Source organism: Streptomyces sp. NBC_00490 (genome assembly GCF_036013645.1).
In the GTDB taxonomy this organism is placed as follows: Bacteria; Actinomycetota; Actinomycetes; order Streptomycetales; family Streptomycetaceae; genus Streptomyces; species Streptomyces canus_F.
This window is the reverse complement of record NZ_CP107869.1, coordinates 5540186-5555349: the sequence shown is the minus strand read 5'-3', so window position 1 is coordinate 5555349 and position 15164 is coordinate 5540186. Positions and strand designations below refer to the sequence as shown.

General features: G+C 70.4%; 11 protein-coding genes. 8 read left to right on the top strand and 3 right to left on the bottom strand.

Annotated features, from left to right (window positions below):
* Window positions 1-13: 13 nt before the first annotated feature.
* From grpE to OG381_RS25230, 3 genes are all read right to left on the bottom strand, one after another.
* Entirely contained in the window at window positions 14-661 is a 648-nt protein-coding gene (gene grpE, locus OG381_RS25240; protein WP_327718343.1) for a nucleotide exchange factor GrpE, read from the bottom strand.
* Window positions 658-2493 carry a molecular chaperone DnaK gene (gene dnaK, locus OG381_RS25235; RefSeq protein WP_327718342.1) on the bottom strand — a complete coding sequence of 612 codons (1836 nt, stop codon included), beginning with the start codon at window positions 2491-2493 and terminating at the stop codon, window positions 658-660. The genes grpE and dnaK overlap by 4 nt, the downstream gene beginning before the upstream one ends.
* Before the next feature lie 94 nt (window positions 2494-2587).
* Entirely contained in the window at window positions 2588-3568 is a 981-nt protein-coding gene (locus tag OG381_RS25230; protein ID WP_327718341.1) for an MraY family glycosyltransferase, read from the bottom strand.
* A 207-nt stretch (window positions 3569-3775) separates the two neighbouring features.
* On the opposite strand from OG381_RS25230, the gene OG381_RS25225 reads away from it, so the two are divergent.
* From OG381_RS25225 to OG381_RS25190, 8 genes are all read left to right on the top strand, one after another.
* The gene (locus OG381_RS25225) at window positions 3776-6043 is read left to right on the top strand and encodes a (Fe-S)-binding protein (RefSeq protein ID WP_327718340.1); all 2268 of its coding nucleotides are present in this window, start codon (window positions 3776-3778) and stop codon (window positions 6041-6043) included.
* Window positions 6044-6198: 155 nt separating this feature from the next.
* Window positions 6199-6582 (top strand): DoxX family protein, encoded by a 384-nt coding sequence (locus OG381_RS25220; protein ID WP_327718339.1) that lies wholly within the window; start codon window positions 6199-6201, stop codon window positions 6580-6582.
* Window positions 6583-6625: 43 nt separating this feature from the next.
* Window positions 6626-7543, top strand: a complete 918-nt coding sequence (locus OG381_RS25215; RefSeq protein WP_327718338.1) for an RNA polymerase sigma-70 factor — start codon at window positions 6626-6628, stop codon at window positions 7541-7543.
* Between the two features lie 162 nt (window positions 7544-7705).
* The gene (locus OG381_RS25210) at window positions 7706-9001 is read left to right on the top strand and encodes an FG-GAP repeat domain-containing protein (RefSeq protein WP_327718337.1); all 1296 of its coding nucleotides are present in this window, start codon (window positions 7706-7708) and stop codon (window positions 8999-9001) included.
* 209 nt (window positions 9002-9210) lie between these two features.
* Window positions 9211-10695, top strand: a complete 1485-nt coding sequence (locus tag OG381_RS25205) for an FG-GAP-like repeat-containing protein (RefSeq protein WP_327718336.1) — start codon at window positions 9211-9213, stop codon at window positions 10693-10695.
* A gap of 129 nt (window positions 10696-10824) precedes the next feature.
* Window positions 10825-12258 carry a VCBS repeat-containing protein gene (locus OG381_RS25200; protein ID WP_327718335.1) on the top strand — a complete coding sequence of 478 codons (1434 nt, stop codon included), beginning with the start codon at window positions 10825-10827 and terminating at the stop codon, window positions 12256-12258.
* Between the two features lie 18 nt (window positions 12259-12276).
* Window positions 12277-13641, top strand: coding sequence for a VCBS repeat-containing protein (locus OG381_RS25195; RefSeq protein WP_327718334.1), 1365 nt, complete (start codon window positions 12277-12279; stop codon window positions 13639-13641).
* A 69-nt stretch (window positions 13642-13710) separates the two neighbouring features.
* Complete coding sequence (locus tag OG381_RS25190) at window positions 13711-15162, top strand: FG-GAP-like repeat-containing protein (RefSeq protein ID WP_327718333.1); 1452 nt, start codon at window positions 13711-13713, stop codon at window positions 15160-15162.
* Window positions 15163-15164 lie beyond the last annotated feature (2 nt).

Here is a 15164-nt window from a genome sequence, read left to right as displayed (position 1 = left end):
CTCAGTGGTGACCTCAGCCCTCCTCAGGGCCGTTGTCCTTGTCGTCCTCGGCCGGGGAGTCCTCCTCGGCCTTGACCGTCTGCGCGCCCGGCTGCGGTTCGGCGACGGCCACCCGCGCGGGGCGGATGGTGCGCTCGCCGATGCGATACCCGGGCTGCAGGATCGCCACGCACGTCGTCTCGGTGACGTCCGGCGCGTAACTGTGCATCAGGGCCTCGTGGATGGTCGGGTCGAAGGGCTCGCCCTCCTTGCCGAACTGCTGCAGACCCATCTTCGCCGCGACGGTCTCCAGCGACTCACCGACGGACTTGAATCCGCCGACGAACTCGCCGTGGTCCCGCGCGCGGCCGATGTCGTCGAGCACGGGCAGGAGTTCGGTCAGGAGGTTCGCGACGGCGATCTCCTTGACCGTGATCCGGTCCCGCTCCACGCGGCGGCGGTAGTTCTGGAACTCGGCCTGGAGCCGCTGGAGGTCCGCGGTGCGCTCCTCGAGCGCCTTGCGGGCCTGGTCCAGCTGGGCCGTCAGACCGGCGATCTGTGCTGTTGCGTCCCCGGCCGGGGCCGCCCCCTCCTGGGGGGCGGCCTTCGGCTCGGCGTCGTCGGGGGTCGCGCCGGAGGGGACGTCGGGCTTCTCCTCGAAGCCCGGGGTCTCCTCGGTCACGCGGCACCGTCCTTGCGCTCGTCGTCCACGATCTCGGCGTCCACGACGTCGTCGTCGGCCTTGGGGGCCTCGGCACCGGCGTCGGCGCCGCCCGCGGCCTGGGCGTCGGCGTACATGGCCTGGCCGACCTTCTGCGAGACTGCCGCGACCTTCTCGGTGGCGGTGCGGATCTCGGCGGTGTCCTCGCCCTTGAGCGCGGTCTTCAGCTCCTCGACGGCGGCCTCGACCTCGGTCTTGACCTCGGCGGGGACCTTGTCCTCGTTGTCCTTGAGGAACTTCTCCGTCTGGTAGACGAGCTGCTCGCCCTGGTTGCGGGACTCGGCGGCCTCCCGGCGGGCGTGGTCCTCCTCCGCGTACTTCTCGGCCTCTTCGCGCATCCGGTTGACCTCGTCCTTCGGCAGCGAGGAGCCACCGGTGACGGTCATCTTCTGCTCCTTGCCCGTGCCGAGGTCCTTCGCGGTCACGTGCATGATGCCGTTGGCGTCGATGTCGAAGGCGACCTCGATCTGCGGGACACCGCGCGGGGCCGGCGGCAGACCGGTCAGCTCGAACATCCCGAGCTTCTTGTTGTACGCCGCGATCTCGCGCTCGCCCTGGTAGACCTGGATCTGCACGGAGGGCTGGTTGTCCTCGGCGGTGGTGAAGATCTCGGACCGCTTGGTCGGGATCGTCGTGTTCCGCTCGATGAGCTTGGTCATGATGCCGCCCTTGGTCTCGATACCAAGCGACAGCGGCGTGACGTCGAGGAGCAGGACGTCCTTGACCTCACCCTTGAGGACACCGGCCTGGAGGGCGGCGCCGATGGCGACGACCTCGTCCGGGTTGACGCCCTTGTTGGCGTCCTTGCCGCCGGTGAGCTCGCGCACGAGCTCGGCCACGGCGGGCATACGGGTGGAGCCACCGACGAGGACGACGTGGTCGATCTCGTTGATGGAGACGCCGGCGTCCTTCATGACGTTGAAGAACGGGGTCTTGCAGCGCTCCAGGAGGTCCGCGGTCAGCTGCTGGAACTGAGCCCGGGTGAGCTTCTCGTCCAGGTGCAGCGGGCCCTCGGCGGAGGCGGTGATGTAGGGCAGGTTGATCGAGGTCTCGGTGGAGCTCGACAGCTCGATCTTGGCCTTCTCGGCGGCCTCGCGGAGGCGCTGGAGGGCCATCTTGTCCTTGGCGAGGTCCACGCCGTGGCCGGCCTTGAACTGCTGCACCAGGTAGTCGACGACGCGCTGGTCCCAGTCGTCACCACCGAGGTGGTTGTCGCCGTTGGTGGCCTTCACCTCGACGACGCCGTCGCCGATCTCCAGGAGGGACACGTCGAAGGTGCCGCCACCGAGGTCGAAGACGAGGATCGTCTGGTCGTCCTTGTCGAGGCCGTACGCGAGCGCGGCCGCGGTGGGCTCGTTGACGATACGAAGGACGTTGAGACCGGCGATCTCGCCGGCTTCCTTCGTCGCCTGACGCTCGGAGTCGTTGAAGTACGCCGGGACGGTGATGACCGCGTCGGTCACCTTCTCGCCCAGGTACGACTCGGCGTCGCGCTTCAGCTTCTGCAGGATGAACGCGGACATCTGCTGCGGGTTGAAGGGCTTCCCGTCGAGCTCGACCTTCCAGTCCGTGCCCATGTGGCGCTTGACGGAGCGGATGGTCCGGTCCACGTTCGTGACCGCCTGGCGCTTGGCGACCTCGCCGACCAGCACCTCGCCGTTCTTCGCGAAGGCGACGACGGACGGCGTGGTCCTGGCACCCTCGGCGTTGGTGATGACGGTGGGCTCGCCGCCCTCCAGAACGCTGACGACCGAGTTCGTCGTGCCCAGGTCGATGCCGACCGCACGTGCCATGGTGATTTCCTCCAGCTGACTTGAGTGGAACGGACTCAAGTGTGCATGACGTCGGCCGCTCGGTCAACAGACCTGAGTCGTGGAGGCTCAACTCTTATCCGTTCCTTACACGCAACCGAGCTCTGACCTGCGCGGACGGCTTCGCACGGAGGAGCGCGAGGACCACGATCAGGGCACCCGCGGCCACCCAGAGGGCCCCGGACTCCGCGAGCCACCCGAGGTGCACGAGGACCCCGACGAGTACCCCGCAGAAGGCTCCCGCACCGAGGACGACGATCACTCCCTGCGGGGTGAGCCCGAGCCGCCTGAGCCGGTGGGCGAGGTGGCCGGGGCCGGTGCCGCGGCGGGTCAGGGCGACCAGGAGGACCTCGGCGGCGATCAGCGCCGTCAGCGCGAACAGCACCGCCGCGCTGGAGCCGAGCCCGTAGCCGGCCCGGGTCTCCACCGCGGCCGAGGCGAGCACGAACCCGGCGAAGAGCGAGCCGCACGAACCGAGCCCCACGCGCGCGGGCGGCCAGTTGTGCATGAGGAACCCGGTCAGCGCGGCGGCCAGCACGCTCAGCAGCACCGCGAGCCCGTCCATCACCTCCGCCGCGGCACAGGCGCCGGCCCCGAAGGCGGTGACGACCCCGACGGCCCCCGCGAGACCGTCGGCATGGTCCAGGGCCCGGAAGCCGACGGTGACGAGGACGATCCAGCAGACGGCGAGGAGTCCTCCGGCGACACCGGTCTCCGCGTACGGCACGACACAGGCCGCCGCCACCGCCGTACCGGCGACCAGCGCCCGCGCCTTGACCCGCCGTACGTCCGCGAAGAGCCCCAGCGCGGCGAGCACGGCCCCGGCGACGAGCAGCCCGCCGACGCCGGAGCCGAGGGGCGCGACACCGGTCCGGTCCCCCGCGACCGCCACCAGGCAGGTCGCGAGCACCACCGCCACACCCCCGAACAGCGGCACCTTGCGGTGCTGCCACCGCCGGTCGACGACCCCGAGCCGCAGGGCGGCCGTGCGGAGCAGTGCGGTGAGGACGGCGGAGAGGAGGAGGGCGGTCGTGGCGGCTGCGATCCCGTAGAGCACAGGTCTAAATTAGGGGCGAATGTATCAATTTGGTACGAATAACACGGTCAGTTCTTAAGGCAACCCTCAGCGACATAGATCACCGCACGCCTGGCTACAGTGCGAGAGACGATGCGGGTACTCTCGTAGAACTGCATAAGTTACCGCTTAGTAATCTCGCTCGACCCCGCTCGAAAGAACCCCATCGCAGGCCCGAGGAGCCCCGACATGCAACTCGCCGCGATCATCGTGTCGCTGGTCCTGACCGTGGTCGGCGCGGCATTGTTCGCACGCGTCATCGCGCAGTTCGTCCGGTTTTTCATGCTCGGCCAGCCCCTGCCCGCCGGGACCCGGATCGACAACCCCTACCAGCGCAGTGTGACGCTGGTGAAGGAGTTCCTCGGCCACACGCGGATGAACCGCTGGGGGATCGTGGGCTTCGCCCACTGGTTCGTGGCGATGGGCTTCCTGACGCTGATCCCGATCCTGGGCCAGGCCCTGGGCCAGCTCTTCCAGGCCGACTTCGTCCTCCCGGTCATCGGCGGCTGGCTGCCCTGGGAGATGTACGTCGAGTTCATCACCGTGATGACCGGCCTCGGCATCGCCGTGCTCATCGCGATCCGCCTGCTGAACCTGCCCTCGCGCCCCGGCCGCAAGTCCCGCTTCGCGGGCTCCAAGGCCTGGCAGGCGTACTTCGTCGAGTACGTCATCCTCACCATCGGCATCGTGATCTACGTACTGCGCGGCCTCGAGGGCGCGATGCACCACGTGGACCACTACGAGGCCGCGTTCTTCGCCTCGTACCCGCTGGTCGCCGCCTTCCGGACGCTCGACGTCTCCACGCTCCAGACGCTGGTCTACCTCTTCGCCGGCATCAAGGTCAGCGTCTCGTTCATCTGGATGATCGTCGTCTCGCTGAACGCCAACATGAGCGTCGCCTGGCACCGCTTCCTCGCGTTCCCGAACATCTGGTTCAAGCGCAACGCGGACGGCTCCACCGCACTCGGCGGCCTCCAGCCCATGACCTCCGCCGGCAAGCCGATCGACTTCACCGACCCGGGCGAGGACGACGTCTTCGGCGTCTCCCAGGTCGAGCAGTTCTCCTGGAAGGGCCTCCTCGACTTCTCGACCTGCACCGAGTGCGGTCGCTGCCAGTCGCAGTGCCCGGCCTGGAACACCGGCAAGCCGCTCTCCCCGAAGCTGCTGATCATGTCGCTGCGGGACCACTCGCACGCCAAGGCGCCCTACCTGCTGGCGGGCGGCGGCAAGACGATGGAGGGCGAGGAGAAGGCGTCCGAGGAGCAGCTGGCCAATGTGCCCGCCGCGGCTCTGGCGGAGGCCGAGCGCCCGCTGATCGGCACCGCCGAGGAGAACGGCGTCATCGACCCGGACGTCCTGTGGTCCTGCACCACCTGCGGCGCCTGTGTCGAGCAGTGCCCCGTCGACATCGAGCACGTCGACCACATCGTCGACATGCGCCGCTACCAGGTGATGATCGAGTCCGCGTTCCCGTCCGAGGCGGGCACGATGCTCAAGAACCTGGAGAAGAAGGGCAACCCCTGGGGCCTGGCCAAGAAGCAGCGCCTGGAGTGGCTCAAGGAACTCGACTTCGAGGTCCCGGTCGTCGGCAAGGACATCGAGGACCTGTCCGAGGTCGAGTACCTGTACTGGGTCGGCTGCGCGGGCTCCCTGGAGGACCGCGCCAAGAAGACCACCAAGGCCTTCGCGGAACTGCTCCACATCGCGGGCGTCAAGTTCGCGATCATGGGCGGCGACGAGAAGTGCACCGGTGACTCGGCCCGCCGCCTCGGCAACGAGCCCCTGTTCCAGGAACTGGGCATGGAGAACGTCGCCGCGCTGAACATGGCCTTCGGCGAGGACGACGAGGACCCGGCGACGAAGAAGCCGCGGTCGGCGAAGAAGATCGTCGCGACCTGCCCGCACTGCCTGAACACGATCGGCAACGAGTACCCGCAGCTCGGCGGCGACTACGAGACCATCCACCACACCCAGCTGCTCCAGCACCTCATCGACGAGGGCAAGCTGCTCCCGGTGACCCCGGTGGACGGCCTCATCACCTACCACGACCCCTGCTACCTGGGCCGTCACAACAAGATCTACACGCCCCCGCGCGAGATCATGTCGGCCGTCCCGGGCCTGCGCCAGCAGGAGATGCACCGCCACAAGGAGCGCGGCTTCTGCTGCGGCGCCGGTGGTGCGCGGATGTGGATGGAGGAGCGGATCGGCAAGCGCATCAACAACGAGCGCGTCGACGAAGCCCTCTCCCTCAACCCCGACATCGTCTCCACGGCCTGCCCGTTCTGCCTCGTCATGCTGACCGACTCGGTCAACGGCAAGAAGAACGAGGGCAAGGCCAAGGAGTCCGTCACGGTCGTCGACGTGGCCCAGCTCCTGCTGGAGTCCGTGAAGACCCCGGTGGACCCGCAGGACGCGACGGAGACGGAACCCGCCCCGGAATCGGAACCGGTGAAGTAGCAGCCCGTACGGCACTCCGACGCCCCCCACGCCCACCCGGGCCTGGGGGGCGTCGCTGTTCGGTGCGGCCCAGGTGCTCGGCGATGTCACTGGCGAGGCCGCCGCCTTGTCCTAGGGGCGACGGCAACCTCGCTCAAGGACTCAAGGAGTGGACGATGAACCTCGCGCTGTGGATCGGTGCCGCACTGCTCGCCGCGGTAGCCCTGACCGGTGGCGTCACCAAGACCTTCGTACCGCGGGAGAAGCTGGCCGCGGCCCCCGGCGGGGCCTGGACGGCACAGGTGAGCGTCGGCTTCCTCAAGAGCCTCGGTGTCCTCGAACTGCTGGCCGCCGTCGGCCTGGTCCTGCCCGCCGTGGTCGACATCGCCCCGGCCCTGGTGCCGGTGACCGCCGTCTGCTGGATCCTGCTGATGGCCGGTGCGATGATCACCCACGGCCGGCTCGGCGAGGCGAAGTTCGTGGCGCTGAACACGGTCTACCTCGTGCTCGCGGTGTTCATCGCCTGGGGCCGCTTCGGCCCCGAGTCGTTCACCGGCTGACAGGGCGCGAGAATGGGGCACACCGTCGGCCGAGGGGAGCGGCATGAGCAGGACCAGGACCGAGGAGTTCCAGGAACTGCGGCCGCTGCTCTTCTCGATCGCCTACCGGATCCTCGGCAGCGTCAGCGAGGCCGAGGACGCCGTCCAGGAGACCTGGCTGCGCTACGAGGCGGCACCGACCGAGCCCCGCTCGGCCAAGGCCTATCTCTCGGCCGCGGTGACCCGGGTCTCGATCAACGTGCTCCGCTCCGCCCGCGTCCGGCGCGAGGCCTACGTCGGTCCGTGGTTCCCCGAGCCGCTGCTCGCCGACCCCTACCAGGACCCGGAGCGGTCGGCGGAGCTGGCGGACTCGGTGTCGACGGCGGCCCTGTTGCTGCTGGAGCGGCTGTCCCCGCTGGAGCGGGCGGTGTTCGTGCTGCGGGAGGTGTTCGACTTCGGCTTCCCCGAGGTCGCGTCGGCGGTGGGGCGCTCCGAGGCGGCGTGCCGCCAGCTGGTGGTGCGGGCGCGGCGCCACATGGCCGAGGGCCGGCCCCGGTTCGAGGCGAGCCGCAAGGAGCGCACGGAACTGGCGTCGCGGTTCTTCCAGGCGCTGCGCGAGGGCGATGTGGACAGCCTCCAGGAACTGCTCGCCGCCGAGGTGACGCTGGTCGGCGACGGCGGCGGCAAGGCCCCGCAGCTGGCCAGGGCCGTCGCCGGCGCGCGGAACGTGGCCCGGCTGCTGGCCGACGTCTTCCCGCGGATGGCCCGGGCCGCGGTGACCTTCGAGCCGCACGAGGTCAACGGCGAGCCGGGGGCGGTCTTCCGGGACCGGGACGGCAAGGTGCTCCACACCATGGTCCTCGACGTCCGCGACGGGCGGATCCGGACGATCCGCAACGTCATCAACCCCGACAAGCTCCGGCACCTGGGCCCCGTGGCGGACCCCTGGGCGGTCCACCGCGAGGTGCGGAACACACCGTGACACCCACGCCCCGGCGGGCCTGCCCGGACCAGCGCCGCGACGACGCCGTCACGGCGCCCGGGCCCTTGCTCGCGAACCCCGGCTGAACTCCCCCTTAACCCCGGGCTCGAACGCGTGCATCATTACCGAGGTTCGTTGTCGATGATGCTGACGAGGTGTGCGGTGCGCGTGCGAATAGCCGGGGCGGGTACGGCGGTGCTCTGCGGCGCCCTCCTGCTCGTCTCCTGCGGACCCACCCAGCACACCGGGAGCGCCGCCCGCGGCACGCCGCCCGTGCGCGCCGCGAACGCCCCCGCGAAGCTGCCCGTCCCGCGCGGCAAGGGCAGTGATGTCGCCGACGACTTCAACGGCGACGGCCACCGGGACCTCGTACTCGACGACCTGGTCAAGGCGCAGGCGCACGCGGACGACGCGGGCATCGGGATCGTCTACGGGAGCGCGCGCGGACTGACGCCGGGCGCGCGGCAGTTGCTGAGTCCGGCGAAGCAGGCCGTCGCCACCAAGGGGCAACTGCCCGCCGTGTTCGAGGCGGAGGCCACCTGCGACCTCGACGGGGACGGCTTCACGGACCTCGTCGTGTCGACCGACCCGCCCTACGACGGCCAGGGACAGCCGCCGGTCCCCCTCCAGGTCCTCTTCGGCTCCCCGTCCGGCCTCACCGGCAAGGCCGTCAAGCTCGTCGTCCCGGCACGCGCCCGGGCCGGCAACGACTGGCCGGACCAGCCGGTGTGCGGGGACTTCGACGGGGACGACGCCCAGGACCTCGTCCTGCACGCCTCGGGCTCCCGACTCACCTATCTGCGCGGCCCTTTCACCCAGAAGGGCGCCCCGAAGGCGGCCAACGCGCCCGTCCCCGCCCCCGGCGAGCTCCCCACGGGCCCGGCCACCGACGTGAACCGCGACGGATACGACGACCTGGTCGTCCGTACCGCGGACGGCACCGCCACCTCCGCCCTCGTCCTCGGCGGCCCCGCCGGCCCGACCCGCACCGGCACCCTCCTGCCGGCCGGCATCGACGTCGCACTCGGCCGCTTCGGCAAGGGCAGGGCCCTGGACGCGGCGATCGGCGCGATGGGCGGCACCGCCCTGCGCTACGACCTGCCGAGCGCCGCCCGCGCCACCCTCTCCTCCCCCGGCTCCGTGCTCGACGCGGCCGACTTCGACGGCGACGGGCTGAGCGAGCTCGTCTCCAGCGGGTCGCGGCTCAAGGTGTTCCGAGGCCGTACGGCCGGACTGTCGGCCTCGGGCATGGTCACCGTCGAGCCGGACGCCGTGGGCACCACCCGGGTCCTCTCGGTCGGCGACTTCGACGGGGACGGCCGGGCGGACCTCGCGGTGCGGACGTACCAGGGCGAGACCAAGGACAGCGTCGCGGTCTTCTCCGGGGCCAAGAAGGGGCTCCTGAGCAGCGAGCCGACGGTCACCTTCTCCACCTCGGAGTTCCTGGAAGCCGACTGAGAACCCCGGGTCGTCCCCGGCCGTCACAGGGGACACAAGGGTCACAAAAATTTACCGAACACACGTACAACCCTTACGTCCCGACAGAGGTCTCCTGAGCGCCGACCGACCTGTGTGGCCGAGGAGTACTCCCGGCGAACACGGCCGGTCCGCCCCCATCGACTGTGGACGCCCCGCCGGGCGTCCCCGCATGCCGCAGGAGAACCCGCATGCACCAGCACCATCTGCGACTCGCCCTCGCGACGGCCACCGCTGCCGCGCTGACGGGCGGTCTGCTCACCTTCTCGGCCGCGACGGCGACGGCCGCGGACTCGACGGTCGTAGCGAAGGCCGACTTCAACGGTGACGGCATCGGCGACGTGGCCTTCTCGGCCGCCGGCGCGTACGTCAACGGCAAGAAGGGCGCCGGCCAGCTCGTCGTCCTGTACGGCACCGGCACCGGGGTGTCGTCCGCGAAGCGCTCCGTCATCAGCCAGAACACCACGGGCGTGCCCGGCACCGCCGAGACGAGCGACTTCTTCGGCGCGGAGAGCGCCTACGGCGACTTCAACAACGACGGCTACGACGACATCGCCGTCTCCGCCCCCTGGGAGGACGTCGGCAGCGACACCGACGGCGGCACTCTGGCCGTGCTGTGGGGCTCCGTGAAGGGCATCACCGGCACCGGCGTGACCATCGCCGACCCGGCCCCCTCCTCGCACGACACCTGGGGCAAGAACCTCGCCGCCGGCGACTACGACGGCGACGGCACGGACGACCTCGCGGTGGGCAACACCTCCAGCACGATCTACGTCTACAAGGGCGGCATCAGCGCCTCCGGCACCGCGGTGGGCGGCCGCTCCAGCATCAAGCCGCCGATCCAGTCCGGCGGCAGCGCCCGCGGCCCGCTCAACCTCACCGCGGGCGACGTCAACGGCGACGGCCGCACCGACCTGGTGGTCGACGGCTTCGAGACCGAGACCGACTACGGCTGGAACACCAACTACCTGGTCCCCGGCACCGCGAGCGGTCTGTCCGTCGCGTCCGCGCAGACCCTCAAGCCCGGTGCCATCACCGCGATCGGCGACATCAACGCCGACGGCTTCGGCGACATCGTCTCCGGCATGTACTGGAACAGGACCACCGACGACGGCAGCGTCACCTTCCCGGGCGGCGCCGACGGCGGCAAGGTCTGGATCACCTACGGCTCCGCGAGCGGCGCCGGCTCGGTCACCGGCATCACGCAGAACACCGGCAACGTGCCCGGTACCTCCGAGAAGAACGACTGGTTCGGCTACGAGCTGGACCTCGGCGACATCAACGGCGACGGCTTCCAGGACCTCGTGGTCGGCGTCGCCGGCGAGAACATCGGCAGCGCCACCGACACCGGCATGGTCACCGTCCTGTACGGCTCCGCCTCCGGTCTGAACACCTCCACCGGCGCCCAGTCCTTCGCCCAGTCCACCGCGGGCGTGCCCGGCGAGGACGAGAAGAACGACGCGCTCGGCGCCGACGTCAAGCTCGACGACGTCACCGGCGACGGCCGCGCCGACCTGATCGCGGGCTCCTACGAGAACGACGGCAACGGCGCGGTTCTCTACCTGCCCTCCAACGGCACGAAGATCACCACGACCGGCTCCCGCACCATCTCCCCGAGCACGTCGGGCGTCTCGACGACGGGCAGCCCGGCCTTCAGCGCCAACTTCGCGGACTGAGCGGCTGGGTGGCTGAGCGGCTGAACCACTCCGCCGCTCGGCCGCTCGGCCACTCACCCACCGGGCCGGTCCGCGGCCCGGTGCCCCGGTGCCGTACGACCTCGACGTACCCCGAAACGAAAGAACCCCATGCGACTTCTGCGCATCGCCACCGCGGTGGCGCTCACCGCAGGCCTGCTCACCCTCGCGGCCCCGGCCGCGACGGCGGCCCCGACGAAGCAGTACACCGCGGACTTCAACGGCGACGGCTACGGCGACATCGCGTTCGCCGCGCCGTACGCGAAGGTCGGCGGCAAGGGCATGGCCGGCTACGTCGCCGTCCTCTACGGCACCAAGAACGGCCTCGACCCCGCCAAGCGCACCGTCCTCAGCCAGAACACCACGGGCGTGCCCGGCACCGCCGAGGCCGAGGACACCTTCGGCGAGGCTCTCGCGATCGCCGACCTCGACAAGGACGGCTACACCGACCTCGCAGTCGGCGCCCCCGGCGAGGACGTCGCCACTGACGTCGACGGCGGTTCCGTCACCGTGCTGTGGGGATCCGCGAGCGGCGTCAAGGGCGGCACCACCGTCAAGGACCCTGCGGTCTCCGCCCACGACAACTGGGGCAGCCTCCTCACCACCGGCGACTTCGACGGCGACGCCAGGGCGGACCTCGCCGTCGGCACGGGCGGCACCAAGTCGTATGTGATCCGGGGCGGTTTCACCAGGTCCGGCGCGACCGGCTCGGTGAAGAGGATCGGGCTGCCGGAGACGGCGTACTCCGTCGACGCCATGAAGGCGGGCGACACCGACGGTGACAAGAAGTCCGACCTGGTCCTCACCTACCGCACCCACAACACCTTGCACGCCTCGGGCAGTTGGTCCAGGGGCGTCGCCTACCTCGGATCCGCCGCCGGCCCCGACACCAGCTCGCCGCGCCCCCTGAACGGCGGCACGTCGATCGCGCTCGGCGACATCGACGGCGACGGCTACGACGAGATCGCCCTCGGCAACGTCCTCACCGAGGAGGACGACCAGTCCGGCAGCCTCGGCGGCCGGGTCGTCGTCATCCGCGGTTCGGCGGGCGGACCCGTCAACGGGGACGCGCCGATGGCCGAACTCACCCAGAGCTCCGAGGGGGTCGCGGGCACGGACGAGGCCGGCGACGGGTTCGGCGGCGCGGTCTCCATCGGCGACTTCAACGCCGACGGCCACGGCGACCTCGCGATCGGCGTTCCCTTCGAGGACACCACCCAGGCCGAGGACGCCGGCGCCTCCGTGGTGCTGGTCGGCCCGCGTCTCGAAGGCGGCCGCGCGATCTCGCAGGACACCTACGACGTCCCCGGCACCTCGGAGTCCACCGACTACTTCGGCTCGGACGTCCTCCTCTCCGACGTCAACGGCGACGGCCGCGCCGACTACACGGTGACCGCCGGCTTCGAGAACGAGGGCACCGGCGCCGTCTGGTCGCTGCGCGGCACGACGAGCGGCATCACCACCGCCGGCATCCGTTCCTTCGGACCCGGTTCCCTCGGCATGTCCAGCGGCTACGGCGCGTTCGGCGCCGGCCTCATCGGCTGACCCACAGGAGCGATACCCATGCGCAGCAGCACCGCGGCCGCCCTGACCGTCACCCTCGTGGCGACAGGCCTCACCCCGCTGTTCCTCGCCGCCCCCGCCTCGGCGGCGGTCGCCAAGCACTACGACGACTTCAACGGCGACGGCTACCGGGACCTGGCGTACAGCCACTACTACTCGGGCATCTCCGGCGACGACGGCTGGACCGGCGGCGCCGTCAACATCGTCTACGGCGGCGCGAGCGGCCTCGACACGACGCGCACCCAGGTCGTCCACCAGGACAGCCCCGGCATCCCCGGGACCGGCGAGGAGGACGACTACTTCGGCGAGTCGATCACCAGCGCCGACCTCAACAAGGACGGCTACGCGGACCTGGTCGTCGGCAACGACACGGAGCACGTGGGCAGCGCGCGGTACCGCGGGACGGTCACCATCGTCTGGGGTTCCAGGACGGGCCTGTCCGGCGGCACCACCCTCGCCCCGAAGTCCGGCGCGAGCGGCTCCCAGTCCCACTTCGGCAGCGAGCTCGCCACCGGCGACTTCAACGGCGACGGCTCGCCCGACCTCGCCGTCATCGGCGGCAGCGAGACATGGCTGTACCGCGGCCCGTTCACCAAGTTCGGTACGACGGGCGGCGTCAGCAAGATCGACAAGGTGGACCAGGGCTGGTACTCGCACGGCCTCGCCGCCGGCAAGGTCAACGGCGACGGGAAGACGGACCTGGTCGTCCTCGGCACGCAGTTCGTCGGCGACCAGCCCGCCAACCGCATCTGGTACCTCAAGGGCGCCTCGTCGGGCCTGACTTCGGGCGCCTCCAAGACGTACGCCAGTGAGCCGTGGAGTGCCGCGATCGGCGACTTCGACAAGAACGGGTACGGAGACATCGCGGTCGGCCTGCCCGACAACAACGACGGCAGGGGCATCGTCAGCGTCTGGCACGGGACGTCCTCCGGGCCGAGCGGCTCGATGACGTACAACCAGGCCTCCTCCGGTGTCCCCGGCAGCCTCGAGGCGGGCGACAACTTCGGCTACTGCGTCTCGGCCGGCGACACCAACGGCGACGGCTACGCGGACCTCGCGGTCGGCGTGCCGCAGGAGGACGTGGCCGGCAAGGAGGACCAGGGCGGCGTCACCGTCTTCCGCGGCGGCTCCGGCGGTCTGACCGGCACCCGCTCCACGTGGATCCCGCAGACGGTGATCGGCCCGGCCGACTCCTACGTCTCCTTCGGCTCCCCGGTCCGGCTGCACGACCTCGACCGCGACGGCAAGGCCGACCTGACGGTGGGCGCGAACGGCGACGCGCTGCTCATGCGCGGCACGAGCACCACACCGACCGCGACGGGCTCCATCCACCTGCCGGAGTACGGCGGCGGCTTCCTCGACTGACGCTTTCCCCTGCGCTTCCTTCGCCTTCTTCGCTTCTTTGTTTTCTGCGCTTTCTTCCAGGAGAACCCGATGCGTCACCTCAGAACCACCCTCGCGACCGCCGTCGCGGCCACCCTCACCGGCGGTCTGCTCACCCTCTCGGCCGCGACGACCGCGACCGCCGCCCCCTCCGGCCTGGACGGCGACTTCAACGGCGACGGCTACCGCGATGTCGCGATCGCCGCCCCGATCGCCAAGGTCTCCGGCAAGACCGGCGCGGGCTATGTCGCCGTCGTCTACGGCACCAAGAGCGGCCTGGACACCACCAAGCGCCAGATCATCAGCCAGGCCACGGACGGTATCCCCGGCACCCCGGAGACCAGCGAGTACTTCGGCGACCGACTCACCACGGGCGACATGGACGGCGACGGCTACACGGACCTCGTGGTCGGCGTGCACGGCGAGAGGATCGGCTCCACCGACTCCTACGGCGCGCTGACCGTGCTGTGGGGCGGCGCGACCGGCATCAAGTCCGGCACCGACATCTCCTCCCCGCTGCCGGAGTACCGCAACGAGCTGGGCTGGTCCCTCGCGGCCGGCGACTTCGACGGCGACGGCCACACCGACCTGGCCGCCGGCAACAACGCCTCACCGTCCCTGAACATCTTCCGCGGCCCGGTCTCCCGTACCGGCAAGGCCGCTTCGCTCGTCGGCGTCGACACGGTCGACCAGACCACGATCTACCCCGAGGGCCTCGTCGCGGGCGAGGTCAACGCCGACGGCCGCACCGACCTGCTGGTCATGGGCCAGGAGGAGACCAGCACGGGCGACTACCGCACCCGCAGCGTCCTCTACACGGGCGACGCCACCACCACCCTCAAGGTCGGCAAGAAGCTCGCGGGCGGCTACGCCGGCGTCATCGCCGACGTGAACAAGGACGGCTACGGCGACATCGTCACCGGCAACTTCATGGAGAAGTCGGCGTCCGAGCCCAACGGCGGCCTCGGCGGCGCGGTGACGGTGACGTACGGCGCGTCCACGGGCCTGTCGACCCGTACGCCGGTGAAGTTCACCCAGGACTCGGCGAGCGTCCCCGGCACGGCCGAGAAGTTCGACTTCTTCGGCTGGAGCCTGTCGGCCGGCGACGTCAACGGCGACGGTTACACCGACATCGCGGTCGGCTCCGAGCAGGAGACCATCGGCTCGGCGAAGCACGCGGGCACGGTCACGATCCTGCGCGGCGCGGCCTCCGGCCTGACCGGCACCGGCTCGAAGTCCTACTCCCAGAACACGGCGAACGTCCCCGGCACGGCCGAGTCCTACGACCACTTCGGCTACGCGGTCCACCTCACGGACATCGACAACAACGGCCGTACGGAACTGGTGACCTCCGCCTCCGGCGAGAACAGCAGCGACGGCGCCGTCTGGTTCCTGAAGTCCACCACCTCCGGCATCACCGCCACCGGTTCGAAGTCCTTCAGCGGCCCGACCCTGGGCGGCCCCACCGGCGACGCGAACTTCGGCGACGTCCTGGTGGGCTGACC